Annotated in this window: 24 protein-coding genes; 17 read left to right on the top strand and 7 right to left on the bottom strand. The window is 67.3% G+C overall.

Annotated features, from left to right (window positions below; translation table 11 throughout):
• The first annotated feature begins 17 nt into the window (after positions 1-17).
• Entirely contained in the window at positions 18-2,318 is a 2,301-nt protein-coding gene (locus AC1DSZ_RS01905) for a xanthine dehydrogenase family protein molybdopterin-binding subunit (protein ID WP_476836702.1), read from the top strand.
• Here the strand turns inward: AC1DSZ_RS01905 and AC1DSZ_RS01900 are convergent.
• The 6 genes from AC1DSZ_RS01900 to AC1DSZ_RS01875 form a co-directional block, all read right to left on the bottom strand.
• The gene (locus AC1DSZ_RS01900) at positions 2,315-3,358 is read right to left on the bottom strand and encodes a histone deacetylase family protein (protein ID WP_476836701.1); all 1,044 of its coding nucleotides are present in this window, start codon (positions 3,356-3,358) and stop codon (positions 2,315-2,317) included. The two genes, AC1DSZ_RS01905 and AC1DSZ_RS01900, sit on opposite strands and share 4 nt — an antisense overlap.
• A gap of 3 nt (positions 3,359-3,361) precedes the next feature.
• The gene (locus AC1DSZ_RS01895) at positions 3,362-4,669 is read right to left on the bottom strand and encodes an ArgE/DapE family deacylase (protein ID WP_476836700.1); all 1,308 of its coding nucleotides are present in this window, start codon (positions 4,667-4,669) and stop codon (positions 3,362-3,364) included.
• Positions 4,670-4,818: 149 nt separating this feature from the next.
• A complete protein-coding gene (locus tag AC1DSZ_RS01890) occupies positions 4,819-6,432 on the bottom strand; it encodes an ABC transporter ATP-binding protein (protein WP_476836699.1) in 1,614 nt (537 codons plus the stop codon).
• The gene (locus AC1DSZ_RS01885) at positions 6,429-7,265 is read right to left on the bottom strand and encodes an ABC transporter permease (RefSeq protein ID WP_476836698.1); all 837 of its coding nucleotides are present in this window, start codon (positions 7,263-7,265) and stop codon (positions 6,429-6,431) included. Before AC1DSZ_RS01885 ends, AC1DSZ_RS01890 begins: the two co-directional genes overlap by 4 nt.
• Complete coding sequence (locus AC1DSZ_RS01880) at positions 7,265-8,233, bottom strand: ABC transporter permease (protein ID WP_476836990.1); 969 nt, start codon at positions 8,231-8,233, stop codon at positions 7,265-7,267. Before AC1DSZ_RS01880 ends, AC1DSZ_RS01885 begins: the two co-directional genes overlap by 1 nt.
• Before the next feature lie 182 nt (positions 8,234-8,415).
• Positions 8,416-9,978 carry an ABC transporter substrate-binding protein gene (locus AC1DSZ_RS01875; protein WP_476836697.1) on the bottom strand — a complete coding sequence of 521 codons (1,563 nt, stop codon included), beginning with the start codon at positions 9,976-9,978 and terminating at the stop codon, positions 8,416-8,418.
• A 210-nt stretch (positions 9,979-10,188) separates the two neighbouring features.
• On the opposite strand from AC1DSZ_RS01875, the gene AC1DSZ_RS01870 reads away from it, so the two are divergent.
• The 3 genes from AC1DSZ_RS01870 to AC1DSZ_RS01860 all read left to right on the top strand — a co-directional run bounded on the left by AC1DSZ_RS01870 (position 10,189) and on the right by AC1DSZ_RS01860 (position 12,966).
• The gene (locus AC1DSZ_RS01870; RefSeq protein WP_476836696.1) at positions 10,189-11,136 is read left to right on the top strand and encodes an acetamidase/formamidase family protein; all 948 of its coding nucleotides are present in this window, start codon (positions 10,189-10,191) and stop codon (positions 11,134-11,136) included.
• Between the two features lie 118 nt (positions 11,137-11,254).
• Positions 11,255-12,289, top strand: coding sequence for an L-idonate 5-dehydrogenase (locus tag AC1DSZ_RS01865; protein WP_476836695.1), 1,035 nt, complete (start codon positions 11,255-11,257; stop codon positions 12,287-12,289).
• Between the two features lie 143 nt (positions 12,290-12,432).
• Positions 12,433-12,966 (top strand): response regulator, encoded by a 534-nt coding sequence (locus AC1DSZ_RS01860; protein WP_476836694.1) that lies wholly within the window; start codon positions 12,433-12,435, stop codon positions 12,964-12,966.
• Between the two features lie 2 nt (positions 12,967-12,968).
• Here the strand turns inward: AC1DSZ_RS01860 and AC1DSZ_RS01855 are convergent, their stop codons facing one another.
• On the bottom strand, positions 12,969-13,724 hold the full coding sequence (locus AC1DSZ_RS01855) for an SDR family NAD(P)-dependent oxidoreductase (RefSeq protein WP_476836693.1): 756 nt from the start codon (positions 13,722-13,724) through the stop codon (positions 12,969-12,971).
• A gap of 294 nt (positions 13,725-14,018) precedes the next feature.
• Between AC1DSZ_RS01855 and AC1DSZ_RS01850 the strand changes: the two genes are divergently transcribed.
• The 13 genes from AC1DSZ_RS01850 (at position 14,019) to nuoL (ending at position 26,727) form a co-directional block, all read left to right on the top strand.
• Complete coding sequence (locus AC1DSZ_RS01850) at positions 14,019-14,384, top strand: NADH-quinone oxidoreductase subunit A (RefSeq protein ID WP_188518041.1); 366 nt, start codon at positions 14,019-14,021, stop codon at positions 14,382-14,384.
• The gene (locus AC1DSZ_RS01845) at positions 14,375-14,959 is read left to right on the top strand and encodes a NuoB/complex I 20 kDa subunit family protein (protein WP_188518040.1); all 585 of its coding nucleotides are present in this window, start codon (positions 14,375-14,377) and stop codon (positions 14,957-14,959) included. The genes AC1DSZ_RS01850 and AC1DSZ_RS01845 overlap by 10 nt, the downstream gene beginning before the upstream one ends.
• A gap of 96 nt (positions 14,960-15,055) precedes the next feature.
• Positions 15,056-15,670 carry an NADH-quinone oxidoreductase subunit C gene (locus AC1DSZ_RS01840; RefSeq protein WP_476836692.1) on the top strand — a complete coding sequence of 205 codons (615 nt, stop codon included), beginning with the start codon at positions 15,056-15,058 and terminating at the stop codon, positions 15,668-15,670.
• Positions 15,671-15,680: 10 nt separating this feature from the next.
• Positions 15,681-16,871 carry an NADH-quinone oxidoreductase subunit D gene (locus AC1DSZ_RS01835; protein ID WP_476836691.1) on the top strand — a complete coding sequence of 397 codons (1,191 nt, stop codon included), beginning with the start codon at positions 15,681-15,683 and terminating at the stop codon, positions 16,869-16,871.
• 48 nt (positions 16,872-16,919) lie between these two features.
• Complete coding sequence (nuoE, locus tag AC1DSZ_RS01830; RefSeq protein WP_476836690.1) at positions 16,920-18,269, top strand: NADH-quinone oxidoreductase subunit NuoE; 1,350 nt, start codon at positions 16,920-16,922, stop codon at positions 18,267-18,269.
• A gap of 6 nt (positions 18,270-18,275) precedes the next feature.
• The gene (gene nuoF, locus AC1DSZ_RS01825) at positions 18,276-19,586 is read left to right on the top strand and encodes an NADH-quinone oxidoreductase subunit NuoF (RefSeq protein WP_476836689.1); all 1,311 of its coding nucleotides are present in this window, start codon (positions 18,276-18,278) and stop codon (positions 19,584-19,586) included.
• Positions 19,587-19,600: 14 nt separating this feature from the next.
• Entirely contained in the window at positions 19,601-21,679 is a 2,079-nt protein-coding gene (gene nuoG / locus AC1DSZ_RS01820; RefSeq protein ID WP_476836688.1) for an NADH-quinone oxidoreductase subunit NuoG, read from the top strand.
• A gap of 11 nt (positions 21,680-21,690) precedes the next feature.
• Positions 21,691-22,704 carry an NADH-quinone oxidoreductase subunit NuoH gene (gene nuoH, locus AC1DSZ_RS01815; RefSeq protein ID WP_476836687.1) on the top strand — a complete coding sequence of 338 codons (1,014 nt, stop codon included), beginning with the start codon at positions 21,691-21,693 and terminating at the stop codon, positions 22,702-22,704.
• A 1-nt stretch (position 22,705) separates the two neighbouring features.
• Positions 22,706-22,951 carry a hypothetical protein gene (locus AC1DSZ_RS01810; RefSeq protein WP_476836686.1) on the top strand — a complete coding sequence of 82 codons (246 nt, stop codon included), beginning with the start codon at positions 22,706-22,708 and terminating at the stop codon, positions 22,949-22,951.
• 102 nt (positions 22,952-23,053) lie between these two features.
• Positions 23,054-23,542: an NADH-quinone oxidoreductase subunit NuoI gene (gene nuoI, locus AC1DSZ_RS01805; protein ID WP_476836685.1), complete on the top strand. Its 489-nt coding sequence runs from the start codon at positions 23,054-23,056 to the stop codon at positions 23,540-23,542.
• A gap of 201 nt (positions 23,543-23,743) precedes the next feature.
• On the top strand, positions 23,744-24,358 hold the full coding sequence (locus AC1DSZ_RS01800; RefSeq protein WP_476836684.1) for an NADH-quinone oxidoreductase subunit J: 615 nt from the start codon (positions 23,744-23,746) through the stop codon (positions 24,356-24,358).
• Between the two features lie 10 nt (positions 24,359-24,368).
• Entirely contained in the window at positions 24,369-24,677 is a 309-nt protein-coding gene (gene nuoK, locus AC1DSZ_RS01795) for an NADH-quinone oxidoreductase subunit NuoK (protein WP_188518030.1), read from the top strand.
• A gap of 31 nt (positions 24,678-24,708) precedes the next feature.
• Positions 24,709-26,727, top strand: a complete 2,019-nt coding sequence (gene nuoL / locus AC1DSZ_RS01790) for an NADH-quinone oxidoreductase subunit L (RefSeq protein WP_476836683.1) — start codon at positions 24,709-24,711, stop codon at positions 26,725-26,727.
• Position 26,728 lies beyond the last annotated feature (1 nt).

The raw sequence follows: 26,728 nt of genomic DNA, 5'->3' as shown, positions 1-26,728 counted from the left end.
CCGGCAGGGACAGGGACGTGCTGACGGCGGCGGAGCGCGATCCGCGTTCGCGGCGCCGCGTCGAGGACGAGCGGTTCCTGACAGGGCAGGGGCGCTATCTCGACGACGCCCCGGCGGACGGCCAGCTCGTCGCCGTCGTGCTGCGCTCGCCGCATGCGCATGCGGCGATCCGAGGAATCGACGTCACGGACGCGCTGCAGGTCGCCGGGGTGCGGGGTATCTTCACGGGCGAGGATCTCGCTCGCGACGGCGTCGGCCATTTGCCATGCTCGCTGGCGCTCGACCAGGCGTCCGCGCTCGTCGTGCCGCCCAGGCCGCCGCTCTGCGTAGGGCGGGTGCGGCATGTCGGCGACCCGGTCGCGCTGGTGGTGGCGGACACGCGCCATGCCGCCACGGATGCTCTCGAGCGGATCGTGGTCGACTACGAGACGCTGCCGGCGGTCACCGATCCCACCGAGGCGCTTTCGCCTGATGCGCCCGTGCTGTGGGCCGAAGCTCCGGGTAATTGCGCCTTTCATTACCGGAGAGGCGATTTCGCCGCGGCGCGCCTTCAGTTCGACGCCGCCGCGCATGTTGTCGAGCTCGACCTCGTGAACAACCGCGTCGTCGCCGCCGCCATGGAGCCGCGCGCCGCAATCGCGCGGTGGGACGAGGCGGGCGACCGCTACCTCCTCGAACTCAGCGGCGCTTCGGTGCATCAAATCCGCCGGGAAACCGCGACCGTGCTGGGCGTCGCGCCGGACCGGGTGGATCTCGTCTGCCCGGACGTGGGCGGCGGGTTCGGGATGAAGAACGTCACCTATCCGGAATACCCGCTGCTGCTATGGGCCGCGCGGCGGCTGCGCGCCCCGATCCGCTGGGTCGCGGAGCGGACGGAGGACTTCACCGGCGGCGCGCATGGGCGCGACAACCACACCCGCGCCCGGCTGGCGCTGGACGCTGATGGGCGCTTTCTCGCCCTCTCGGTCGAGACCGTCGCCAATCTGGGCGCCTATGTGAGCTCGCTCGGTCCCGGCGCGGCCACCACGGCGCCCACGCCCGCGATGGGCGGGCTCTACGACATTCCCGCAGTGACCATGGACGTGCGCGGCGCCTTCACCAACACGGCGCCGGTGGACGCCTATCGGGGCGCGGGCAAGCCGGAGGCGAACTACCTGCTGGAGCGGCTGATCGACATCGCGGCTGCGCGGCTGGGCGTCGACCCGGCGGAACTGCGGCGGCGCAACTTCATCCGCGCCTTTCCGCATCGCAACGCGCTCGGGTTCACGATCGATTGCGGCGAGTTCGCCGAGAACCTGGAGCGGGCGCTGCTCGCCGCCGACCGCGCCGGCTTCGAGGCGCGCAAGGCGCAGTCGGCAGCTAGCGGCAAGCTCAGGGGCTTCGGCGTTGGCTGTTTCCTCGAAACGTCCCGCGGGCAACCGGACGAGGAAGCCTGGCTGCGCGTCCGGCCGGACGGGATCGAGGTTGCGATCGGCACGCAGTCCAACGGGCAGGGGCACGAGACGAGCTTCGTCCAGCTCGTGGCGGCCAGGCTGGGGCTGCCGCACGACCGGTTCCGCTTCGTGCAGGGCGACACCCGAACCGTGCCGCGCGGCGGCGGGCATGGCGGCGCACGCTCGCTCCACATGGGCGGGGCGGCGCTGTTGCTGGCCGCCGAGGATCTCCTGCGCCGAGCCCTGCCCATCGCGGCGCGCCTGCTGCAGGCGGACGAGGCGGCGGTCGCCTACTCGGATGGGGCTTTCACCGCCATGACGCCGGAAGGCGTGAGCGGGACGGTCGATCTTATCGGCATCGCGCGGGCTCTCGTCGAAGCGGGACAGGACGAGACCCCGGAAGGGCACGGCGACAACCGGTGCGACCGCTACACCTTCCCGAACGGCTGCCATGTCGCCGAGGTCGAGGTCGACCGTGACAGCGGCGCGGTCACGCTGGCGCGCTACACGGCCGTGGACGACTACGGCGCGCTGCTGAACCCGCTGCTGGCCGAGGGCCAGATCCATGGCGGCGTCGCGCAGGGCGTCGGCCAAGCCCTGATGGAAGAAGCGCTTTACGAGAGCGACGGCGGCCAGATTCTGAGCGCCACCTTCATGGACTACGCCATGCCGCGCGGCGGCGACCTGCCCTGGCTCGACATCCGCTTCGTCGAGATCCCGACCGACGCTAACCCGATCGGGGCCAAGGGCTCGGGGCAGGCCGGCGCCATCGCGGCGCCGCAGGCCGTGATCAACGCGGTCGTGGATGCGCTGCGGCCCTTCGGCGTCGAGCACATCGACATGCCGGCGACCGCCGAGCGCGTGTGGCGCGCGATGAGTGACTAGGCCGCGAGGCCAGCCAGAAACGCGTCGAGGCAATCGCCGATCACCGAGACCTGGTAGCCGCCTTCCTGGACGACCACGGTCGGCAGCCCGAGCCGGGCGACCCGCTCGCCGACGGCGCGGTAGACGTCCGTGGTCAGCGCCAGCGCGGTGATCGGGTCGTCCTTGTGGCCGTCATAGCCAAGGGCCAGAACGAGCGCTTCGGCGCCGAATTCCTTGACGGCCCCGATCCCGGCGTCGACCGCGGCGAGGAAAGCCGCATCGCCGGAGCCCACCGCGAGCGGCAGGTTGCAATTGAAGCCCTCGCCAACACCATGTCCGGTTTCGTGCGGGTAGCCGGTGAAGAACGGGTAGTAGCCCTGCGGGTCGACATGCACCGAGACGGTGAGCACGTCCTCGCGCCGGTAGAAGATCTCCTGCGTTCCGTCGCCGTGATGGGCGTCCACGTCCAGCACCGCGACCTTGCCGAAGCGGCCGCGCAGGCGCTCCGCCGCAATGGCGGAGTTGTTGAGGTAGCAAAAGCCGCTGGCGCGATCGCCGCGGCTGTGGTGCCCGGAGGGGCGGCACAGCGCATAGGCGTAGCGCTCCCCGTCCAGCGCCGCGTCGGCTGCGGCCACGGCCGTGTGCGTGGACGCGAGCGCCGAGCGCCACGTATGCGGCCCGATCGGGACCGCGAGGTCGCCCATGTACCACCCTGCCTGCGCGATGATGGACGGGGACGGGCAGGGCGGCCGGCCGGCGCGGGCGGGATCGCCGTTCCAGTAGGGGAATACGTTGGGCAGCACCTCGGGACCGGCGTTGGGCAGCGCCGACCAGCGTTCGAAGGCCGAGCGGAGGAATTCCACATAGGCGAGGGAGTGCACCGAAAGGGCGGGCGCCACGCCATAGTCCGCAGGCTCCGCCGCCGACACGCCATGGCGGCCCAGCGCGGCCAGCAACGGCTCGACGCGGTCGGCCACGTCCTTGGGATCGCTGATCACGCCGGAGCGCATGAATTGCCGGGGCTCGTGCAGGCGCTGCGCGGGATGAAAGAACGCCTTCATGGCTCAGCCTCTCGCGCCTGCGGATGTCGCGATGGGCTCGACGCCGCACCATTCGGCGACGAACAGCGCCATCGTGGCGGTGATGCGCTTCAGCGAGGCGAGGCTCACGCGCTCGTCGACGCCGTGGATATTCTCGGATTTCGGGCCGTAGCAGAGCGCCGGGATTCGGTCGTAGAGCGCATAGACGCGGGTGTCGAGATAGCCGGCGGTCATGAAGCTCTTGAGGGCCGATCCGGTCGCGGCCTCGTGGGCGCGGCCCAGCACGGTTTCGGCCTCCGAGCCCGGCTCCAGCACATAGCCCTCGGCGTGGAAGCCGTTGAAGGCGACGCTCGGCGGGTTGTTGGCCAGGAAACGGTCGGCGCGCGAGAACGCCGCGATGCGCTCGCGGATCTCGCGGGCGGCTTCGTCGGCGGTCGTGCCCGGGTAGATCGAGACGCGGCAATCGATGCGGCACCAGCACGGCACCGACGAGGCCCAGTCGCCGCCCTCGATCTTGCCGATGTTGAGGTTGATCGGATGCTCCTCGTTTTCGAAGTGAGGGCGCCCTACCTTGCGGGCGTTCCACTCCGCCTCGAGCCCGCGCAACTCGCCGACGATCCGGTACGCCGCGTCGATGGCGTTGGCGCCCGATCCCATCTCGCGCACATGCACGGGCACGCCGCGCACCTCCACCTGAAACCAGAGCACGCCCGTGTTGGCGCGCACCAGCATCTCCTCCTCGGGTTCCGGGATCAGCACGGCGTCGGCCTTGTAGCCGCGCAGATGCGTCATGAGCGCGCCGTTGCCGGTGGATTCCTCCTCTACCACGGACTGGACATAGACGGTCGCGGCCGGCTGCAGGCCGATGCGGCGCAGGGCGTCGAGGCAGAACAGGTTGGCGGCGTGGCCGGCCTTCATGTCGGCCCCGCCACGGCCGTAGAGCCAGTCGCCCTGGATGGCGGGCTCGAAGGGCGGGCGGCTCCACATGTCGGCGGGCCCGGTCGGCACCACGTCCACATGCGCCTGCAGGATGAGCGAGCGGCCGGTCTCATTCTGCGGCCGGTGGATGCCGACCACGATGGGAGCCTGCGAATGCTCGGCGCTGAACGGCGCTCCGCCCGGATGGGCCGCGATGGCGGCCTCGTCCATGCTGAAGCGGTCCATCGCGAGGCCCCGGTCTCGCAGGGCGCGGAACACGAAATCCTGGATGGCCTGCTCCTCGCCGCGCAGGGACGGGAAGCGGATCAGCTCCTGCGTGTAGGCGACCTGCTCGGCGAAGCCGGCGTCCACGGCGGCGATGATGCGGTCACGCAGGGCGGGGTCGAGCGGCATGGGTTTGGTCCTTTGGCGGCCGGCTTTCTCCCGTCATTGCGAGGAGCGAAGCGACGAAGCAATCCAGGCGCCGGGCCTGACGCCCAGCGTCTGGATTGCTTCGCTTCGCTCGCAATGACGGGAGGGTGGTTCGGAAATGTTCGTCCCCATCACGGCGCCTTGAGCCTGCGGGCGCCGGGCACGGCGGCGAGGAGTTGCTGGGTGTAGGGGTGCTTCGGCGCGGCGAAGAGGGCGGCGGTGTCGCCCATCTCGACGATCTCGCCGCGCTGCATCACGGCGATGCGGTCGCAGATCTGGGCGGCGACGCGCAGGTCGTGGGTGACGAACAGGATGGCGAGGCCGAGCCGCTTCTGCAGGTCCTGGATGAGATCGAGGATCTGCGCCTGCACGGAGACGTCGAGCGCCGAGACCGCCTCGTCGGCGACCAGGATCTCGGGATCGAGCGCCAGAGCGCGGGCGATCCCGATGCGCTGGCGCTGTCCGCCGGAGAACTCGTGCGGGTAACGGTCGATCGCGCCGGGCGTCAGGCCCACGAGGTCCAGCAATTCACGGGCGCGTTCCAGCGCCGCTTTGGGCTCCACGCCTTGCGCTACTGGGCCTTCGGCGATGATGCGCCCCACGGTGCGGCGCGGGTTGAGCGACGCGAACGGGTCCTGGAACACCATCTGGATGCGCTTGCGATGCGGGCGAAAAGCGCGGGCAGAGAGGGCCGTGATGTCGAGATCGTTGATGCGGATCTGGCCGGCGTCGGGCTCGATCAACCGCATGCAGCAGCGGCCCACCGTGGATTTGCCCGAGCCTGACTCGCCCACCAGCCCGAGCGTCTCGCCGCGCGCGATCGAGAACGAGACGTCCGACGCCGCCTTCACGACGCGGCCCGCGCCGAACAGGCTGCGCCGCTGGTAAATCTTGCCCAGGCCATCCACGGACAGCGCCGGTTCGCCTTCGGCGCGGGGACGGGCGGGGGGCGGCGTCAGCGAGGGCACGGCTGCGAGCAGCCGCTTGGTGTAGTCGTGCCGGGGATCGCCCAGCACGGCGTCCGCCGGACCTTGCTCCACGACGACGCCATGCTGCAGCACCGCGATCCGGTCCGCGATCTCGGCGACGACGCCGAAATCATGGGTGATGAACAGCACGGCCGTGCCGTGGTCGCGGCGCAGGGCGTCGATCAGTTTCAGGATCTGCGCCTGCGTGGTGACGTCGAGCGCCGTCGTGGGTTCGTCGGCGATCAGGAGCTTCGGCTGGAGCGCCAGCGCCATCGCGATCATCACGCGCTGGCGTTGCCCGCCGGAGAGCTGGTGGGGAAACGCGCGCGCCATGCGGGCGGGATCGGGCAGGCCCACCTCGGTCATGAGCTCCACGGCGCGCCGCATCCGGCTCCCACCGTCGCCGATGCGGTGGGCTTCAAGCGTTTCGGCGATCTGGTCCCCGACGCGCATGACGGGGTTCAGCGACGTCATGGGCTCCTGGAAGATCATGCCGACCTCCCGCCCGCGCACGTCCCGCATGGCGGCGTCGTCCAGCGCCAGCAGGTCGCGCCCGTTGAGGAGCACCTGGCCGGCGACCGGCCTCACGGCGCGGGGCAAGAGCCCCATCACCGCGTGCGCGGCCATGGACTTGCCGGAGCCGGACTCGCCGACCACGCACAGCAGCTCGCCGGGCGCGATGGCGAGGTCGAGGCCGCTCACGGCGTGTGGGCGATCCGCGAGAGTGGGCAGCGCCAGCGTCAGGCCGCGGATGTCGAGAACGGGGAGCTGGCTCACTCGCGGCCTCGCGACAGGCGCGGGTTCAGCGCGTCGTTCAGGCCTTCGCCCACGAGGTTGAGCGCCAGCACGGTGAGGAAAATCGCCACGCCCGGGAAGAAGCTGATCCACCAGGCATCCATCAGGCGGGTGCGGCCGGCGCCCACCATGTAGCCCCAGGTCATCAGGTTGGGATCACCGAGACCAAGAAACGAAAGTGAGGATTCCAGCAGGATGGCGCTCGCCACCATCAGGGACGCCATGACGATGATGGGCGCGACCGTGTTGGGCAGCACCTGGCTGAAGATGATGCGCGGGGTCGATTGCCCCACCGTGATGGCGGCCTGAACATATTCGCGCGTGCGCAGCGACAGCACCTCGCCGCGCACGAGGCGCGCCACCGGCGGCCAGCTGACGATGCCGATGGCGAGCACGATGGAGTAGATGGAGGGCTGCAGCACCGCGACGAGCACGATGGCGAGCGCGAAGCTCGGGATTGTCTGGAAGAACTCGGTGATGCGCATCAGCGCGTCGTCGATCCAGCCGCCGAAATACCCCGCGAGCGCGCCCAGCGGCACGCCGATCAGGAGAGCGACCAGCGTCGATACGAAGCCGATCAGGATGGAAATCTGGGCGCCGTGGACGAGCCCGGCCGCAACGTCCCGGCCGAGCGTGTCGGTGCCGAGAAGAAAGCGGTCCGTGACAAAGGGCGCGGTGAACGGCCGCGCCACCATGCGCCAGGGCGAGGTGGGGTAGAGCCAAGGCCCGAGCACCGCGAAAGCGAGCAGGGCCACTAGCAGGACGAGGCCGACTAGCGCGCCCTTGTTGGCGGCGAACCGCGACAGGAACCCCATCAGGCGGCCTCGATGCGGGGGTCGGCGACCCGGTAGACGAGGTCTGTGACGATGTTGAACAGCACCACCATGGCGGAGCAGACGAAGAACACGCCGAGCAGCACCGCGTAGTCGCGCTGCACCAGCGCCTCGAACATGAGCCGGCCGATGCCCGGCCAGGCGAACACGGTTTCGGTCAGCACCGCGCCGCCGACGAGCTGGCCGGCTTGCAGGCCAGCCAGCGTGACGATCGGCAGGATGGCGTTGCGGGCGATGTGGCGACGTGTGATCACGGACGGGCGCAGGCCCTTGGCGCGCGCCGTCTTGATGAAGTCGGCGCCGGCGATCTCCAGCATGCTCGCGCGCATCATGCGGGCGTAGAGGGCGGTGAAGAACAGCCCCAGCGTCAGCGCCGGGAGCACGAGGTGGCTGCCGATATCGAGCGCGCGGGCGAGGCCCGTGTAGTGGGCCCCGATGGTCTCGAAGCCGACATTGGGCACCCAGCCGAGCTTCAGCGAGAATACGATCTGGCTCATCAGCGCGATCCAGAACAGCGGCGTGGCGTAGAACACCAGCGCGGCCGTGGTGATCAGGCTGTCGGACCACCGCCCGGCGCGGGCCGCCGCCAGGATGCCAAGCAGGCTGCCGAGCGCCAGCGAGATGATGAAGGCCGCGCCGGTGAGAAGGAGCGTGGCGGGCAGGCGCTCGCCGACCACCGCCGCTACGCTGCGCTGCTGGCGGTAGCTGTAGCCGAGATCGAGCGTCGCGTAGCCCTTCAGGTAGATGCCGAGCTGGTACGGGATGGAGCGGTCGAGCCCGAACTGCTCGCGCAGTTGCTGCAGGAACTGCGCATCCGCGGCGCCGGCCTCGCCCGCCATCACGGCCGCGGGATCGCCCGGCGCGGCGCGGATGAGAAAGAAGTTCAGCACCGCAATCGCGAAGAGCACGACGACGCCCTTCAGCAGTCGCGACGCCAGGAACCGGGCCATGCCCATCAGTGGAGGATCCTCATCTTACCGCCAGCGGCGGGCCGCAGCCGGAACCCTCTCCCGCGCAGCGGAGGAGGGCAGGGAGTGGGCGGACGTGCGCCCGCGGGGCTCAGCATCAACCCGGCGCCCCCTCTGTCGGCTGGCGCCGACATCTCCCCCGCTGCGCGGGAGAGAGTTGCCGCCTACTCCTTCCAGGCGTCGCGGAAGCCGTCGTTCACGCCGATGCCGGTGGTGACCAGGTTCTTGATGTTGCAGCGATAGATGGTCGGATATTCGAGTTCGAGCAGCCACAGCACCGGCAGGTCCTCGGCCAGCACCTGCTGCACCTTGGTGTAGAGCTCCTGGCGCTTCTCGGGCGTCGGCGCGACGGCGGCGTCCGCGAAGAGCTTGTCGGCCTCGGGGTTCGAATAGCCGCCCACATTGCCGAACGGATTGCCCTTGGCGATGTTGCCGGACACGTAGGAACGGCTGACGCCGATGGCCGGGTCGCCGAGCTGGTAGAGGAAGTTGAAGGTGAGGTCGAAGTCCCAGTTGCTGGTCTTCTGGACCCAGCCGGGCACGTCCGTGGTCACGATTTCCATGTTGATGCCGACATCGGCGAAGTTCTGCTTGATCGCCTCGGCCCAGCGCGTCCAGGTCTCGCCATAGGGAAGGCCCAGGAACTTGATGGTCTCGCCCTTGTAGCCGGACGCCTTGACGAGCTCCTTCGCCTTTTTCGGGTCGTAGGAGTACTTCTTCACGTCATCCGAGTAGAACTTGGTCTTGGACGAGATCGGCCCGGTAGGGATCTTGCCGAAGCCGTTCCAGACCACGTCTTTCCCGAAGTCGCGGTCGATGGCGTACATCATCGCCTGGCGGAATTCCTTGCTGCCCAGGATGCCGTTGCGCACGTTGGGGGTGATCCACGCGTGCGGGGCGAACATCTCCCAGCCCTTGGTGGTCATGCAGGTGTTCGGCAGCTTGGAGAGGCGCGGCACGTCGAAGATGTCGACGGCGCCGCCGGTCAGCACATCGACCTTGCCGGTCTCGTACGCGACCGCGCGGGCCGCCGCGTCCGGGATGAACTGGTAGTAGACCTCGTCCAGCGCCGGCTTGTCCTTCAAATAGTAATCCGGGTTGCGGACGAGCTGGATATAGGAGCCCTTCTTCCATTCCTTGAACTTGAACGGGCCGGTGCCGATGGGCGTGTTGTTGTTCGGGTTCGCCTTGTAGTCCGTGCCCTCGTACAGGTGCTTCGGGACGATTGGCGCAGACGCGACCTCCATGGCGAAAAGGAGCGGCCCGAAAGGCTGCTTCATCGTGATCACGACGGTCTTGTCGTCCGTCTTCTCAATCTTCTCGACCTGGTTGTTGACGATGGGGCGCCAGCGCGGGTGCACCTCGCGCAGGAACTTGTCGAGCGTGAACACCACGTCGTCGGCCGAGAAAGGCTTGCCGTCATGCCACTTCACGTCGTTCTGCAGCGTGAAGGTGAAGACCTTGGAGTCGTCCGAGACCTTCCAGCTCTTGGCCAGCGAGGGCATGGGCTGGAGCTTGTCGTCGAAGCGCAGCATCGATTCGTAGATGTTGCCGGCGATCATGTTGGTGGGGCCGGTCTGGTTGAGGCCCTGCATCAGCATGGGTGGCTCGGGCGTGACGATCACCTGGGCGACGCCGCCCTTCTTGGGCGTTTGCGCGGAGAGGCTCGTCGAGCCCAACAGCGCGAAAACGAGCGCCAGCGACGCGGTCCTGGTCCAAGCCTGCATCAAATCCATCCCCATCCCACTCGGAAAAGTTGATTATGCAAGGCGTTGGGGGAGTGTCAAAGCCGGTTCTCGCATTTGCGCAGGCGTCGGCTGAAGGGCCTACCAACTTCGCCAGGCAGGACCGCGCGGCCGCCGGGCCAGACACGCGGGGACTCGACCCGCCCGGGCTGCCGCCGCATGATCGCGGCCCGCAACGACGAGTCTCTTCCCATGGCCCAGCACGTCCTTCACGCCTCGCCCGAAACTTGCTGCTGGGGGTGGTTCGACGCCGCGAATGCGCCCGTGCTCAGGATCGCGAGCGGCGACACTGTGACGGTGGACAGCATCAGCGGCGGTCCCGATGTTCTGCCGCCGGCGGGGTTCCACGTCCCGCCGGAACTCCTGGCGATGCATGCCGCCCAGGTCGGCCCGACCTCGGGGCACATCCTGACCGGCCCGATCGCGGTGGATGGCGCGCAGCCGGGCGACGTGCTCGAAGTGCGCGTGCTCGACGTGAAGCTCAGGCAGGATTGGGGCTACAACTACCATCGCCCGCTCGCCGGAACGCTTCCGGACGATTTTCCGGCCTATCACCACATGAACATTCCGCTCGACGCCGAGCGGAATGTCGGCCGCCTGCCTTGGGGGCTGGATATTCCGCTCTCACCGTTTTTCGGCGTGATGGGCGTGGCGCCGCCGCCCCCATGGGGGCGTTGCACGTCTATCATCCCGCGCGCGTTCGGGGGCAACATCGACAACAAGGAACTCGTGGCGGGCTCGACGCTCTATCTGCCGGTGTTCGTGGAAGGCGCGCTGTTTTCCTGCGGTGACGGGCACGGCGTTCAGGGCGATGGCGAGGTCAATGTCACGGCGATCGAGACCGCGCTGCAGGGCAAGCTCGAATTCCACGTCCGCAAGGACCTGGGCTGGACCTACCCGCGCGCCGAGACGCCTACACGCTTGATGACGTTTGGCATGGATCCCGATCTCGACCGCTGCGCCGAGAAGGCGTTGCGCGACATGATCGCCTGGATCGTGGACCGGACCGGGATCACGCGCGACCAGGCCTATGCGCTTTGCAGCCTCGCGGCGGACCTGCGCATCACCCAGACGGTGAACCAGCACAAGGGCGTGCATTGCATGATCGACAAGGCGCTGCTCACTCCGAAAGCGAGCTGAGCGCCGTCGGTCCTGGACGGTGAAGTTGGCCTATTCGCCCCAACATCGCCTTGCAAATCGGTTTAGTTGAGGCCAAACAGCGTCGCCCGCCACCTTGGGGCCGTTCAGGAGAGATCAGATGCGCGCCGTCGTCATTCATGCGCCCATGGACCTGCGGGTGGACTCGATCGACGAGGCGCCGGCTCCTGGCCCCAATGAAGTGCGCGTGGCCATCAAGGCCGGCGGCATCTGCGGGTCGGACCTCCATTACTATCATCACGGCGGCTTCGGCGTGGTGCGCGTCAAGGAGCCCATGGCGCTCGGCCATGAGATTTCGGGCGTCGTCGCCGAACTGGGGGAGGGCGTTTCGCACCTGGCGATCGGCGCGCGCGTCGCCGTCAATCCCAGCCGGCCTTGCGGCCATTGCGACTACTGCCAGCGGGGCATGCGCCAGCACTGCACGGACATGCGGTTCATGGGCAGCGCGATGCGCTTTCCGCATGTGCAGGGCGGCTTCCGCGAATATGTGACGATCGACGCCTCGCAGGCCGTGCCGGTCGCCGACTCGGTCAGCCTCGGCGAAGCCGCGATGGCGGAGCCGCTCGCGGTCTGCCTGCACGCCGGCGTCCAGGCCGGGCCGTTGCTTGGCAAGCGCGTGCTCGTCACGGGCGCGGGCCCGATCGGCGCGCTATGCCTGCTGGTGGCGCGCCTCGGCGGCGCCTCCGAAATCCTCGTCACCGACATGGCCGACAAGCCGCTGGAACTCGCCCGCTCGCTGGGCGCGACCCGTACCGTCAACGTTGCGCGCGACGGTCACCAACTCGAGCCGTTCAAGGCCAACAAGGGCACGTTCGACGTGCTGTTCGAGGCCTCCGGCGCCCAGCCGGCGCTCGTCGGCGCGCTCGATATCCTGCGTCCTGGAGCCGTGATCGTACAGGTCGGGCTCGGCGGCGACATGAGCTTGCCCATCAACACCATTGTGGCGAAGGAGCTGCAACTGCGCGGCACCTTCCGGTTCGATCACGAGTTCGAGCTGGCGGTGCGCCTCATGGGCGCCGGCCTCATCGACGTGAAGCCGCTGATCAGCGCGACGCTGCCGTTTCATTCGGCGGTCGAGGCGTTCGACCTCGCGGGCGATCGCACACGGGCCATGAAGGTGCAGTTGAGCTTCTGAACTTAGGCGTCAACTCTAAGTATTCGATCGATCGAACCGCAACCGGAGACTGCATTTCTGGGTATCGACAAGACGTTTACTGAATCCTCAGCGCTTCGCTTCTAATGTGAAGCGTGTGTTGAGTTAGGGTTTGGTGCGTCGAGATGATCAAGGCTCCGCTGTATTCCAGCGTCACGGTGCTCGTCGCGGACGAAAGCCCGTTCGTCCGCCGGATCGTCCGCACCATGCTGTTGTCGGTCGGCATGCGACACGTGGTCGAGGCCTCGACCGGGTACGAGGCGCTGGAGCGCCTGGGCGAGATCAAGCCCGGCTTGATCATCATGCAGTGGGAGCTTCCGGAGTTCTCCACCGTCGAGATCCTGGACATCCTGCGCGATCCATCGCGGGTGCGTGAAACCAGCGTGCCGGTGATCGTCACCACGGAGAGGCCCACGCGCCGGGTCGTGGACTCGGCCGCCGAGAGGCAGGTCCACCACGTGCTGCGCAAGCCGTTCTCGCCCAAGATGCTGTGGGAACGGATCGGCCACTTCTTCGACGACCAGAACCAGCCGCAGATGGATGAGCGGATCGCGCCCAAGATCACGCGGTCGCAGAGCATGCTGCTGAACCCGGCTCCAGCGCCGGTCGACGATGGGCCGCAGCATGACTCCTGGGAAGCCGCTGCGGCCGCCGGCTGAGCTCAGTAGGTCGCGCGCCCGCCCGAAAGATCGAACACGGCGCCGGTCGTGAAGGAATTGTCCTGCGACACGAGCCAGGCGATCATCGCGGCCGCTTCGTCGACCATCAGGAATCGCCCGCGCGGGATGCGCGAGAGCATGTAGTCGATGTGCTCCTGCTTCATCTGGTCGAAGATGCGGGTCTTGGCGGCGGCCGGGGTGACGCAGTTCACCGCGATGTCGTGGGAGGCGAGTTCCTTGCCGAGGGACTTGGTGAGCGCGATCACGCCCGCCTTTGCGGCCGAGTAGGCGGAGGCGTTGGGGTTGCCCTCCTTCCCGGCGATGGAAGCCACGTTGACGATGCGCCCATAGCCGCGCGCCACCATGCCGGGCGTCACGGCTCGGCAGCAGTAGAAGACGCCGTTCAGGTCGATGTCGATGACGCGGCGCCACTCGTCGATGGGATAGTCGGCCACCGGCGCGTTCTGGCCCGCGATGCCGGCGTTGTTCACCAGGATGTCGAGCCGACCGAACTCGGCTTCGGTATTGCGGGCGGCCGCGAGGCAGGAATCCGGGTCGGTCTGCTCATACGCCACCGTGATCACTCGCCCCTTGCCGGCGAGGCTCGAGGCGGCTTCGGCGAGAAGCGCTTCGTCCCGATCCCACAGCGCGACCGAGGCGCCTGATTCGAGCAGCCGGGCCGCCACCGCATAGCCGATGCCCTGCGCGCCGCCCGTGACTGCTGCCGCGCGGCCTTGAAGATCGATGGTGTTGGACATAGCTGAGCATTTCCCGTTGGTTGCGGACGCAACTATACGGATCGGGGGTCCCCGGTCGAGATCGATTGCGCTCATGGCGCAGCCGCGACCAACGGCGAAGGCGGTGCGACCCCCTTCCGTCTTGCGGTTCCCGATGCGCTGCGATAAGCCTCCGCGCGACCCTCCTTGGAGGCGCGGGACGCTGATCTTCGGCGATTTTACGCCCCGCCCGACCTCTTGTGGTTGCGTCGACCCCGAAAAGCCGTCCGGCTTGCGGGAATATCGTTCGAGTTTCGCCGCCCGCGCGGAGACGCCATGCCCGCCTATCTGGTCGAATATCTGCCGCTCGTGCTGTTCATCGGCGTGTCGCTGGTGATCGCCGGGGCGCTGCTCGTCGCGCCCTTCATCATCGCCTACCAGAACCCGGATCCCGAGAAGCTGTCGGCGTATGAATGCGGCTTCAACGCCTTCGACGACGCCCGCATGAAGTTCGACGTCCGGTTCTACCTCGTGTCGATCCTGTTCATCATCTTCGACCTTGAGGTGGCGTTCCTGTTTCCCTGGGCGGTGGCGTTCCGGGAGGTCGGGCTGTTCGGCTTCTGGTCGATGATGATCTTCCTCGGCGTCCTCACGATCGGCTTCGTCTACGAGTGGAGAAAAGGAGCCCTGGAATGGGATTGACCCTCACCAACGAGGGCGCTCTCGTCGCTCCGGCCCCGAAGGGCATCATCGATCCCAACACCGGCAAGCCGGTCGGGCACAATGATCCGTTCTTCTCGGACGTGAACGCCGAGCTCGCCGACAAGGGCTTCATCGTCACCGCGACGGACGACCTCATCCAGTGGGCCCGCACGGGCTCGCTGATGTGGATGACGTTCGGTCTCGCCTGCTGCGCGGTCGAGATGATGCAGATGTCGATGCCGCGCTACGACGTGGAGCGCTTCGGCTTTGCGCCGCGCGCCTCGCCGCGCCAGTCGGACGTGATGATCGTCGCCGGCACGCTGACCAACAAGATGGCTCCCGCGCTCCGCAAGGTCTACGACCAGATGCCGGAGCCGCGCTACGTAATCTCGATGGGCAGCTGCGCCAATGGCGGCGGCTACTACCACTATTCCTACTCGGTGGTTCGCGGCTGCGACCGCATCGTGCCGATCGACGTCTATGTGCCGGGCTGCCCGCCCACCGCCGAGGCGCTGCTCTACGGCGTGCTGCTGCTGCAAAAGAAGATCCGCCGCACCGGCACCATCGAACGCTAAGGGCGGACGGGCCACGGCCCGTTCGTTCATCCTGCCCGGCCTGTCCGAGTTCCAAGCGCGGCTCCCGCGCAAACTGACCGAAGAAAGCCAGTTCTCATGCCAGTCCACACGGACGAGACGCTGAAACAGCTTGGCGACGCCATTTTGGCCGCGCTTCCCGGCGCGGTGACGGGCGCGAGCGTGTCGTTCGGCGACCTGTCGATCGACGCCGAGGCGTCGCAGATCGTCCCGGTGCTGCGCCGCCTGCGCGAGGACCCGCAATTCGGCTTCATTTGCTTCATCGACCTGTGCGGCGTCGACTATCCCGCCCGCGAGAAGCGCTTCGACGTCGTCTATCACCTGCTGTCGCCCCGGCTCAACACGCGCGTCCGCGTCAAGGTGCAGACCGACGAGGTCACGCCGGTGCCGTCGACCATCGAGGTTTTTCCCGCCTCGAACTGGTTCGAGCGCGAGGCCTACGATCTCTACGGCATCCTGTTCTCCGGCCACCCCGATCTGCGCCGCATCCTCACGGACTATGGCTTCGAAGGGCATCCGCTGCGCAAGGACTTCCCGACCACCGGCTTCGTGGAGGTCCGCTGGGACGAGGAGCAGAAGCGCGTCGTCTACGAGCCCGTGAAGCTCACGCAGGAATTCCGCAGCTTCGACTTCCTGTCGCCGTGGGAGGGCGCGGACTACGTGCTCCCGGGCGATGAGAAGGCCAAGGCGTGAGGCGCTAGCAATGACCGAAACCGCCATCCGCAATTTCTCGATCAATTTCGGCCCGCAGCATCCGGCCGCGCATGGCGTGCTGCGCCTCGTGCTGGAGCTCGACGGCGAAGTGGTCGAGCGTGTCGATCCGCATATCGGGCTGCTGCATCGCGGCACCGAGAAGCTGATCGAGAGCAAGACCTACCTTCAGTCCGTGCCCTATTTCGACCGGCTCGACTATGTCGCGCCGATGAACCAGGAGCACGCCTTCTGCCTTGCGGTGGAGAAGCTGCTCGGCATCACGGTTCCGCGCCGGGCGCAGCTCATCCGGGTGCTGTATTCGGAGATCGGGCGGCTCTTGTCGCATCTTCTGAACGTCACCACGCAGGCGATGGACGTGGGCGCGCTCACCCCGCCGCTGTGGGGCTTCGAGGAGCGCGAGAAGCTGATGATCTTCTACGAGCGCGCTTCGGGTTCGCGGATGCATGCGGCCTATTTCCGGCCGGGCGGCGTTCATGCCGACCTGCCGCCGGAGCTGGTCGACGACATCGAGGCGTTCTGCGACCCGTTCCTGAAAGTTCTGGACGATCTCGACGCGCTGTTCATCGGCAACCGCATCTTCAAGCAGCGCAACGTCGACATCGGCGTCGTGACGCTGGACGAGTGCTGGGCCTGGGGCTTCTCGGGCGTCATGGTGCGCGGCTCGGGCGCGGCGTGGGACCTGCGCAAGGCGCAGCCCTACGAGTGCTACGAGGAGATGGACTTCGACATCCCGGTCGGGCGCAACGGCGACAACTATGATCGCCAGGTGATCCGCATGGAGGAGATGCGCCAGTCCGTGCGCATCATGAAGCAGTGCGTCGCCAAGCTGCGCGAGCCGGCCGGGCAGGGGCCCGTGACCACGCTCGACGGCAAGATCGCGCCGCCCAAGCGTGGCGAGATGAAGCGCTCCATGGAAGCGCTGATCCACCACTTCAAGCTCTACACCGAAGGCTTCCGGGTTCCGGAAGGCGAGATCTATGCGGCCGTCGAGGCGCCAAAGGGCGAATTCGGCGTGTATCTCGTGGCGGACGGCACCAACAAGCCGTATCGCTGCAAGATCCGCGCGCCGGGCTTCGCCCACCTCCAGGCCATGGACCACATGAACCGCGGCCACATGCTTGCCGACGTGTCGGCGATCCTGGGGTCGCTCGACATCGTGTTCGGCGAGGTCGATCGGTGATCATTTGCGCACGCGCCGCCGCGCGGTTCGTGCGGGTATGAGGACGTCATGTCAGTCAGAAGACTAGCCGCAGAACAGCCCGAGAGCTTCGCCTTCACGCCGGAGAACCTGGCCTGGGCGCAGGGCGTGATCGCGAAGTATCCGGAAGGCCGGCAGGCCTCCGCCGTGATCCCGCTGCTGTGGCGCGCGCAGGAACAGCACGACTACTGGATCTCCAAGGCGGCGATCGAGTATGTCGGGCAGATGCTCGACATGCCGTATATCCGCGTGCTCGAGGTCGCGACCTTCTACACGATGTTCAATCTCGAGCCGGTGGGTAAGCACTTCATCCAGCTGTGCGGGACGACGCCGTGCCGCCTGCGGGGCGCCGAGGACATCATCAAGGTCTGCCATGACCGCATCGGCGACCAGCGCCACGTCACGGCCGACGGCCAGTTTTCCTGGCTCGAGGTCGAGTGCCTGGGCTCGTGCTGCAACGCCCCGATGGTGCAGATCAACAACGACTACTACGAAGACCTGACGCCCGAGAGCTTCAACAAGCTGCTGGACGACCTCGCGGCCGGTCGCCCGGTGAAGAAGGGCCCGCAGAACAGCCGGCACACGTCCGAGCCCGAGGGCGGTGCCACGACGCTGACCGACCCGGCGCTGTATGACGGCTCGGCCGTCGGGGCCTGGCGCAGGCGCTTCGAGGAAGAAGAGGCGAAGGCCAGGGTTGCCGCCGCCGAGAAGGATGCGGCCGACAAGAAAACGGCTTCCGACCAGGCGATCGCGGCAGAAGCCGCCGCGAACCCGAAGCCCGGGCGGCCGAGCGACGATACGGCCGGGCGCAACGTGACGGACACTCCGGCCCACCGCGTCGCGGAGGGCAAGGAGCCGGTGTCCCAGGCCGACCAGGCCAAGGCGGGCGATGCGGCCAAGTCGAATTCCGACGCGCCCTCGTCCACGCGTCCCGACGCGCCGACGCAGAACCGCGAGACGTCCTACGTGGCGACGCCGAACAAGGACGACGCGCCCGACGCCGCAAACAAGGCGGCCGCCGCCAGCATGGCGGCCCCAGATGCGCCGCTGCCGCCCCCGGTTTCGGACACGTTCAAGCCCGCGCTGCTGTCTGCGCCGGAAAACGGCAAGGCTGACGACCTGGGTCTGATCTGGGGCGTCGGACCCAAGCTCAGCGCCATGCTGAACGGCATGGGCATCTACCACTTCAGCCAGATCGCCTCGTGGAACGAGATGAACCTGCGCTGGGTGGACCAGAATCTCGGCGCGTTCCGCGGTCGCGCGCTGCGCGACAAGTGGATCGAGCAGGCGCAGAAGCTGGCGGCCGGTTGGCGGCCGGACGGCAAGCTCGGCGACAGGCCCGTGGGCTCCGCGCCCACGGACGATGCGACCAAGGGATAAGCGGACATGCTGGCTGATCGCGATCGCATTTTCACCAACCTGTATGGCCTGCAGTCCCCTGGCCTGAAGGCCGCGCAGATGCGCGGCGCCTGGGACGGAACCAAGTTCCTGCTCGAGAAGGGCCGGGACTGGATTGTCGACGAGATGAAGAAGTCGGGCCTGCGCGGCCGCGGCGGCGCGGGTTTCCCGACCGGCCTCAAGTGGTCGTTCATGCCGAAGGTGTCCGACGGGCGCCCGAGCTATCTCGTTGTCAACGCGGACGAGTCCGAGCCCGGCACCTGCAAGGACCGGGAGATCATGCGGCATGATCCGCATCTCCTGATCGAGGGCTGCCTGATCGCGTCCTTCGCGATGGGGGCGAACGCCTGCTACGTCTATCTGCGCGGCGAGTACATCGCCGAGCGCGAGGCGCTGCAGCGCGCCGTGGACGAGGCCTATGAGGCGCGTCTCGTCGGCAAGGACAATGTCCATGGCTGGCCCTTCGACATCTACGTCCACCACGGCGCAGGCGCGTATATCTGCGGCGAGGAAACCGCTCTGTTGGAGAGCCTGGAAGGCAAGAAGGGCATGCCGCGGCTGAAGCCGCCGTTCCCGGCCAACATGGGCCTCTATGGCTGCCCGACCACGGTGAACAACGTCGAGTCGATCGCGGTCGCCGGCACCATCCTGCGCCGTGGCGCGGCGTGGTTCGCGGGCATCGGCCGGCCCAACAATGTCGGCACCAAGCTGTTCTGCGTGTCCGGGCACGTGAACAAGCCGTGCAACGTCGAGGAAGAGCTCGGCCTGACCTTCCGCGAGCTGATCGACCGCCATTGCGGCGGCATCCGGGGCGGCTGGGACAACCTGAAGGCCGTGATCCCGGGCGGCTCGTCCGTCCGCATGGTTCCGGCCGACCAGATCATCGACACGCCGATGGACTTCGACAGCCTGTCGAAGCTGAAGTCCGGCCTCGGCACCGCGGCCGTGATCGTGATGGACAAGTCGACCGACATCGTCCGGGCGATCGCGCGCATCAGCTACTTCTACAAGCACGAGAGCTGCGGCCAGTGCACGCCGTGCCGCGAGGGCACGGGCTGGATGTGGCGCGTGCTGACACGCATGGCCGAAGGGCGCGCCCAGAAGCGCGAGATCGACATGCTGCTGGAAGTGACCAAGCAGGTCGAGGGCCACACCATCTGCGCGCTCGGCGACGCGGCGGCATGGCCCGTTCAGGGCCTCATCGCCCATTTCCGCCACGAGATCGAGGCGCGTATCGACCAGTACGCCGCCAACCCGCACAGCGAGCCTGTCCGCAACTACGGCGTGGCGGCGGAATAAGAAAGAGTGCATCGATGACCAAGATCATCGTCGACGGCATCGAGCTCGACGTTCCGGCTGAATACACGCTGTTGCAGGCGTGCGAGGAAGCCGGCGCCGAGATCCCGCGCTTCTGCTTCCATGAGCGGCTCTCGATCGCCGGCAATTGCCGCATGTGCCTCGTCGAGGTGAAGGGCGGGCCGAAGCCGGTCGCGTCCTGCGCCTGGGCCGTGCGCGACTGCCGCCCGGGCCCGAATGGCGAGCCGCCGGTGATCTCCACCAAGTCGCCGATGGTCAAGAAGGCGCGCGAGGGGGTGATGGAGTTCCTCCTCATCAACCACCCGCTGGACTGCCCGATCTGCGACCAGGGCGGCGAGTGCGACCTGCAGGACCAGGCGATGGCCTATGGCGTCGACACGTCCCGCTTCGCCGAGAACAAGCGCGCGGTCGAGGATAAGTATATCGGCCCGCTCGTGAAGACGCAGATGAACCGCTGCATCCAGTGCACGCGCTGCGTCCGCTTCTCGACGGAAGTGGCCGGCGTGCCGGATCTCGGCGCCATTGGCCGCGGCGAGGACATGGAGATCACCTCCTATCTCGAAAGCGCCATGCAGTCGGAGTTGCAGGGCAACGTCATCGACCTGTGCCCGGTCGGCGCGCTGACCTCCAAGCCCTACGCCTTCAAGGCGCGGCCCTGGGAGCTCTCCAAGACCGAATCCATCGACGTCATGGACGCGCTTGGCTCGGCCATCCGGGTCGACGCGCGCGGCCGCGAGGTCATGCGCATCCTGCCGCGGCTCAACGAGGCCGTGAACGAGGAGTGGATCTCGGACAAGACCCGCTTCATCTGGGACGGACTGAAGGCGCAGCGCCTCGACAAGCCTTATGTGCGGGTCAACGGCCAGCTACGGCCGGCCTCCTGGGGCGAGGCTTTCCAGGCCGTCGCGGGCAAACTGAAGGGCGCCGATCCCAAGCGCGTCGGCTTTATCGCGGGCGACCTCGCCTCCGTGGAGGAGATGTACGCCCTGAAGCTGCTGGCGGCCTCGCTTGGAGTCGCCAACGTGGATGGCCGCCAGGACGGCGCGAAGCTGCACCCGAAGTTCGGGCGCGCCTCGTACCTCTTCAACAGCACCGTGATGGGCATCGAGGAGGCCGACGCGGTTCTGCTGGTCGGCACGGATCCGCGCCGGGAGGCGCCGGTGCTCAACGCCCGCATCCGCAAGCGTTGGCGCATGGCGCCGCTGCCGGTCGGGCTGATCGGCGAGCCGGTCGACCTCACCTATGACGTCCAGGTTCTCGGCGCCGGCGCCGAGACGCTGGCCGGCGTGCTCGACGGCTCGGTCGGCTTCGCGGATGCGCTGAAGAACGCCAAGAAGCCGCTGATCATCGTTGGCCAGGGCGCTCTGATGCGTCCGGACGGCGAGGCCATCCTGGCGCTCGCCGCCAAACTGGCGCAGTCGGTGGGAGCGGTCACGGCCGAATGGAACGGCTTCAGCGTGCTCCATACGGCCGCCGCCCGCGTCGGTGCGCTGGATCTCGGCCTCGTGCCGGGTGAGGGCGGCCTCGACGCACTCGCGATGGCGGCTCCGGGCGCGCTCGACGTCGCCTTCCTGCTGGGCGCCGACGAGATCGACATCGCGCCGGGCGCCTTCGTGATCTACCAGGGCACGCATGGCGATCGCGGCGCGCACCGCGCCGACGTGATCCTGCCGGGCGCGGCCTACACGGAGAAGAGCGGCACCTACGTCAACACGGAAGGCCGGGTTCAGCTCGGCGCTCGCGCGAGCTTCCCGCTCGGCGACGCCAAGGAAGACTGGGCCATCCTGCGCGCCCTCTCGGACGTGCTCGGCCAGCGCCTGCCGTTCGACTCGCTGCCGCAACTGCGGGCGAAGCTTTACGCCGACTACCCGCACATGGCCGCCATCGATCGCATCACGCCGGCGGATTTCGCCGGCTTGGCCGGTCTGGCGAACGCCGGAGGGACGACCGACAAGGCGCCGTTCCGCCGCGCCGTGACGGACCTCTATCTTACCAATCCGATCGCGCGCGCGTCGGCCGTCATGGCCGAGTGCTCGGCGCTGGCTCAGGGCGGCGTCGCCGTCGCGGCCGAGTAAGGGACAGGACGATGGATCTCTTCCTTTCCGTGCTGCTGATGCTGGGCAAGAGCCTGCTGCTGATCGTGGCGCTGCTCGTGTTCATCGCGTTCGCGCTCTATGGCGACCGCAAGGTCTGGGCGGCCGTGCAGCTGCGCCGCGGCCCCAACGTGGTGGGTCCCTGGGGGCTGATGCAGTCCTTCGCAGACCTGCTGAAGTTCGCCCTCAAGGAGCCGGTGATACCGTCCGGCGCCAACAAGGGCATCTTCCTGCTCGCGCCGTTCGTCACCACGCTGCTGGCGCTCTCGGCCTGGGCCGTGATCCCGCTCAGCGACGGCTGGGCGCTGGCCGACATCAATGTCGGCATCCTCTATCTGTTCGCGATCTCGTCGCTGGGCGTCTACGGCGTCATCATGGGCGGCTGGGCGTCGAACTCGAAGTACCCGTTCCTGTCGGCGCTGCGCTCGGCGGCCCAGATGGTGTCCTACGAGGTCTCGATCGGCTTCGTGATCATCACGGTGCTGCTCTGCGTCGGGTCGCTGAACCTCACCGACATCGTCAACGCGCAGGACACCCGCGCCGGCCTGTTCGGCTGGTACTGGCTGCCGCTGCTGCCGATGTTCGTGATCTTCTTCATCTCCGCCATGGCGGAGACGAACCGGCCGCCCTTCGATCTGGTGGAAGCCGAGTCGGAGCTCGTCGCCGGCTTCATGGTCGAGTATTCGTCGACGCCGTACCTGCTGTTCATGCTGGGCGAGTACGTGGCCATCATGACCATGTGCGCGCTGATGACGATCTTGTTCCTGGGCGGCTGGCTGTCGCCGATCCCGTTCGCGCCCTTCACGTGGATCCCGGGCGTGATCTGGTTCGTGCTCAAAGCCTCGTTCATGTTCTTCCTGATCGCCATGGTGAAGGCGTTCGTGCCGCGCTACCGGTACGACCAGCTGATGCGCCTTGGCTGGAAGGTGTTCCTGCCGATCTCGCTCGCGATGGTGGTGATCGTGGCCGGCGTGCTGCAGTTCACCGGCTGGGCGCCGGGGCACTGAGATGGAGCCCTCCGTCGCGGGCCTGATCGGGGCCGGCGTCGGGCTGGCGCTGGGCTATGTCGACTACCGCGTCGTCAGCGGCGTGGTGGAAGGAAGGCTTCGCAAGCTGGACGACTCCAGCGGCCCGGAGCAAAAGGCGGTCTTCGAACGCAAGTTGCGCATCCTGCGCATCGTGCTCTTCATCGGGACCGTGCTGTTTTTCCCGGTGATCGGATACCTGCTCGGGTTGACGATCGCTGGGCGCTGAACGCGGCGCCGGCAGGGCAGGGGCCCTGGACGGCGCGACGACGAGAGGGCGCGGAAGCGCCGAACAGATGCAAGCGGCGCGCAAGCGCCGGGAGAGACCCGAATGGCATTCGCCCAGGCTGCAAAGTCTTTGATCCTGAATGAGTTCCTGGACGCGTTCGTGCTGTCCATGCGCTACTTCTTCAAGCCGAAGCCGACGCTGAATTACCCCTATGAGCGCGGCCAGATCTCGCCCCGCTTCCGGGGAGAGCATGCGCTGCGCCGCTATCCCAACGGCGAGGAACGCTGCATCGCGTGCAAGCTGTGCGAGGCGATCTGCCCGGCGCAGGCCATCACGATCGAGGCCGGCCCGCGCCGCAACGACGGCACGCGCCGCACGACCCGCTACGACATCGACATGACGAAGTGCATCTATTGCGGCTTCTGCCAGGAAGCCTGCCCGGTGGACGCGATTGTCGAAGGCCCGAACATGGAGTTCTCCACCGAGACCCGCGAGGAGCTGTTCTACGACAAGGAGCGCCTCCTCGATAACGGAGCCCGGTGGGAACGCGAGATCGCGCGCAACATCGCGCAGGACGCGCCGTATCGCTGAGCGCCGCTTGCCGGCGGGCAGTCCGAAGTCGGGTTGTCGCTCCGGGAATCGGCGTCTATAGACGGCGCGGCGTCCATGCCGGCGCCGAGAGTTTCAGGATGGCCGCATCGCGGCCGTTCTCCGCACTGAGATCCGGGCCGGTTGGCTTGGTTCCGAGGATCAGACGAGGCCGTCGCCCGACGGCCGGTGAGGACCTGCACGATGGCGGCCGCCTTCTTCTTCTACCTCTTCGCGGGCATCACCCTGGCGTCGGCCCTGATGGTGATCTCTTCGAAGAACCCGGTTCATTCGGTGCTGTTCCTGATCCTCGCCTTCGTCAACGCGGCCGGGCTGTTCCTGCTGATGGGCGCCGAGTTCCTGGCGATGATCCTCGTGGTCGTTTATGTCGGCGCGGTGGCGGTGCTCTTCCTGTTCGTCGTCATGATGCTGGACGTCGATTTCGCCGAGCTCCGGCAGGGCTTCCTGAGCTACCTGCCCTTCGGCGCCGTCGTGGCGCTGATGCTGCTGATCGAGCTCGTCCTGGTGGTGACCACCTACATGGTGCAGCCGGGCGCGCTGAAAGTCCCGGTCACGGCGGCGCCGTCGGCGGACGCGCTGGTCAGCAATACCGAGGCGCTCGGGCGGGTGCTCTACACCCAATATCTCTACTTCTTCCAGGCGTCGGGCCTGATCCTGCTGGTCGCGATGATCGGAGCCATCGTGCTGACGCTGCGGCACAAGGCCGGGGTGAAGCGCCAAGACATCTCCCGGCAGGTCGCCCGCACGCCACAGGATGCGGTCGAGATCAAGAAAGTGCCGTTCGGGCAGGGCGTTTGAGGGCTAGACGATGATCATCGGACTCGGGCACTACCTGACCGTCGCCGCCATGCTGTTCACGCTCGGCGTGTTCGGCATCTTCATCAACCGCAAGAACGTCATCGTGATCCTGATGTCGGTCGAGCTCATCCTGCTCGGCGTCAACATCAACCTGGTGGCCTTCTCGACCTTCGGCGGCGACCTCGTCGGCCAGGTCTTCGCGCTCTTGATCCTCACCGTGGCGGCGGCCGAAGCCGCCATCGGGCTGGCGATCCTCGTCGTCTATTTCCGCAACCGCGGCACCATCGCGGTTGAGGACATCAACATGATGAAGGGCTGACTCGGGGTAAGTCCCCCGACGGGAAACGGACATGTATCAGGCCATCGTCTTCCTGCCGCTCGTCGGCTTCCTCATCGCGGGCCTCTTCGGCCGCATCATCGGCGCGCGCGCCAGCGAGATCGTCACCACCGCCTTTCTGATGGCGGCGGCGCTGCTCTCCTGGGTGGCGTTCTTCCAGGTCGGGCTCGGCCACGGCGGAACCCGCGTGCAGGTCGGCCAGTGGATGGTGTCGGGCGACCTCAAGGTCGACTGGGCCTTCCGGGTCGACACGCTCACGGTCGTGATGCTGGTGGTGGTGAACAGCGTCTCGTCGCTCGTTCACCTCTACTCCATCGGCTACATGCACGAGGATCCGCACCGGCCGCGCTTCTTCGCCTACCTGTCGCTGTTCACCTTCGCGATGCTGATGCTGGTGACGGCCGACAACCTGGTGCAGATGTTCTTCGGCTGGGAGGGCGTCGGCCTCGCCTCCTACCTGCTGATCGGCTTCTGGTACAACAAGCCCTCGGCGGTCGCGGCCGCCATGAAGGCCTTCATCGTCAACCGCGTCGGCGACTTCGGCTTCGCGCTCGGCATCTTCCTCGTCTTCGTGCTAACCGGCTCGGTGGCGTTCTCGGAGATCTTCCCCAAGGTGGAGGAGATCGCCAAGGGGACGTTCCACTTCATCGGCTACGACTGGAACGCGATGACGATCGCGTGCCTGCTCCTGTTCATGGGCGCGATGGGCAAGTCGGCGCAGTTCCTCCTGCACACATGGCTGCCGGACGCCATGGAAGGCCCGACGCCGGTGTCGGCTCTGATCCACGCCGCCACCATGGTGACGGCCGGCGTGTTCATGGTGGCGCGCCTGTCGCCACTGTTCGAGACGTCGCCGGTCGCCATGTCGGCGGTGCTGTTCGTCGGCGCCACCACGGCGTTCTTCGCCGGCACGATCGGACTGGTGCAGAACGACATCAAGCGCGTGATCGCGTATTCGACCTGCTCGCAGCTCGGCTACATGTTCGTGGCGCTCGGCGCAGGCGCCTACGGGGCCGGCATCTTCCACCTGTTCACGCACGCCTTCTTCAAGGCGCTGCTGTTCCTGGGCGCCGGCTCGGTGATCCACGCGATGCACCACGAGCAGGACATCCGCCACATGGGCGGCCTGGCGCGCAAGATCCCGTTCACGACCGCGATGTTCGCCGTCGGCACGCTGGCGCTCACCGGCTTCCCGCTCACGGCCGGCTACTTCTCCAAGGACGCCATCATCGAGTCGTCCTATGCGACGCACACCTTCGGCAACGCCTATGCGTTCATCCTGCTGTCGATCACGGCCGGGCTGACCTCGTTCTACTCCTGGCGCCTGTTCTTCCTCACCTTCATGGGCCAGCCGCGCTGGGACACCGCGCATGGGCATGACGCCCATGCGAGCGGCCACGTCGAATCCGAGGACGACAGCCACGGTTCGCACGCGCATGCGGGCGACCATGGCCATGGTCACCATGAGCCGCACGAGTCGCCGCTGACCATGCTGATCCCGCTCGGCGTGCTGGGCGTCGGCGCACTGTTCGCCGGCCTCGCCTTCGAGAGCTTCTTCTTCGGCCATGCCTATGAGGAGTTCTGGAAGGACGCCGTGCATACCGGCCCCGAGAACCACATCCTGCATGCGATCCACGAGGTCCCGGGCTGGGTGAAGTACTCGCCCACCGTGGAGATGATCATCGGCTTCGTGGTCGCGTATGTCTTCTACGTGCAGAAGCCGTACCTGCCGCGGCAGCTCGCCGAGAGCCAGCCCACGCTGTACCGGTTCCTGCTCAACAAGTGGTACTTCGACGAGCTCTACGACGTCATGTTCGTGCGCCCGGCCAAGTGGCTCGGCCGCTTCCTTTGGAAGAAGGGCGATGGCCTGGTGATCGACGGCATGGGCCCGGACGGCGTTTCCGCCCGAGTTGTGGACGTCACCAATGCGGTCGTGCGGCTGCAGACGGGCTTCGTCTACCACTACGCCTTCGCGATGCTGATCGGCGTCGCCGCGCTGATCACCTGGTACATGTTCGGCGGAGCCCACTGAG

Source organism: Alsobacter sp. P4_H11 (assembly GCF_056400925.1).
This window is presented reverse-complemented; position numbering and strand designations above follow the sequence as displayed.

Coding starts and splice junctions, on each gene's coding strand:
- AC1DSZ_RS01900 (WP_476836701.1), bottom strand. CDS start 3,358: ATGAAGGCGTTCTTTCATCCCGCGCAGCGCCTGCACGAGCCCCGGCAA.
- AC1DSZ_RS01895 (WP_476836700.1), bottom strand. CDS start 4,669: ATGCCGCTCGACCCCGCCCTGCGTGACCGCATCATCGCCGCCGTGGAC.
- AC1DSZ_RS01885 (WP_476836698.1), bottom strand. CDS start 7,265: ATGGGGTTCCTGTCGCGGTTCGCCGCCAACAAGGGCGCGCTAGTCGGC.
- AC1DSZ_RS01880 (WP_476836990.1), bottom strand. CDS start 8,233: ATGGCCCGGTTCCTGGCGTCGCGACTGCTGAAGGGCGTCGTCGTGCTC.
- AC1DSZ_RS01875 (WP_476836697.1), bottom strand. CDS start 9,978: ATGCAGGCTTGGACCAGGACCGCGTCGCTGGCGCTCGTTTTCGCGCTG.
- AC1DSZ_RS01870 (WP_476836696.1), top strand. CDS start 10,189: ATGGCCCAGCACGTCCTTCACGCCTCGCCCGAAACTTGCTGCTGGGGG.
- AC1DSZ_RS01865 (WP_476836695.1), top strand. CDS start 11,255: ATGCGCGCCGTCGTCATTCATGCGCCCATGGACCTGCGGGTGGACTCG.
- AC1DSZ_RS01860 (WP_476836694.1), top strand. CDS start 12,433: ATGATCAAGGCTCCGCTGTATTCCAGCGTCACGGTGCTCGTCGCGGAC.
- AC1DSZ_RS01855 (WP_476836693.1), bottom strand. CDS start 13,724: ATGTCCAACACCATCGATCTTCAAGGCCGCGCGGCAGCAGTCACGGGC.
- AC1DSZ_RS01850 (WP_188518041.1), top strand. CDS start 14,019: ATGCCCGCCTATCTGGTCGAATATCTGCCGCTCGTGCTGTTCATCGGC.
- AC1DSZ_RS01845 (WP_188518040.1), top strand. CDS start 14,375: ATGGGATTGACCCTCACCAACGAGGGCGCTCTCGTCGCTCCGGCCCCG.
- AC1DSZ_RS01840 (WP_476836692.1), top strand. CDS start 15,056: ATGCCAGTCCACACGGACGAGACGCTGAAACAGCTTGGCGACGCCATT.
- AC1DSZ_RS01835 (WP_476836691.1), top strand. CDS start 15,681: ATGACCGAAACCGCCATCCGCAATTTCTCGATCAATTTCGGCCCGCAG.
- nuoE (WP_476836690.1), top strand. CDS start 16,920: ATGTCAGTCAGAAGACTAGCCGCAGAACAGCCCGAGAGCTTCGCCTTC.
- nuoF (WP_476836689.1), top strand. CDS start 18,276: ATGCTGGCTGATCGCGATCGCATTTTCACCAACCTGTATGGCCTGCAG.
- nuoG (WP_476836688.1), top strand. CDS start 19,601: ATGACCAAGATCATCGTCGACGGCATCGAGCTCGACGTTCCGGCTGAA.
- nuoH (WP_476836687.1), top strand. CDS start 21,691: ATGGATCTCTTCCTTTCCGTGCTGCTGATGCTGGGCAAGAGCCTGCTG.
- AC1DSZ_RS01810 (WP_476836686.1), top strand. CDS start 22,706: ATGGAGCCCTCCGTCGCGGGCCTGATCGGGGCCGGCGTCGGGCTGGCG.
- nuoI (WP_476836685.1), top strand. CDS start 23,054: ATGGCATTCGCCCAGGCTGCAAAGTCTTTGATCCTGAATGAGTTCCTG.
- AC1DSZ_RS01800 (WP_476836684.1), top strand. CDS start 23,744: ATGGCGGCCGCCTTCTTCTTCTACCTCTTCGCGGGCATCACCCTGGCG.
- nuoK (WP_188518030.1), top strand. CDS start 24,369: ATGATCATCGGACTCGGGCACTACCTGACCGTCGCCGCCATGCTGTTC.
- nuoL (WP_476836683.1), top strand. CDS start 24,709: ATGTATCAGGCCATCGTCTTCCTGCCGCTCGTCGGCTTCCTCATCGCG.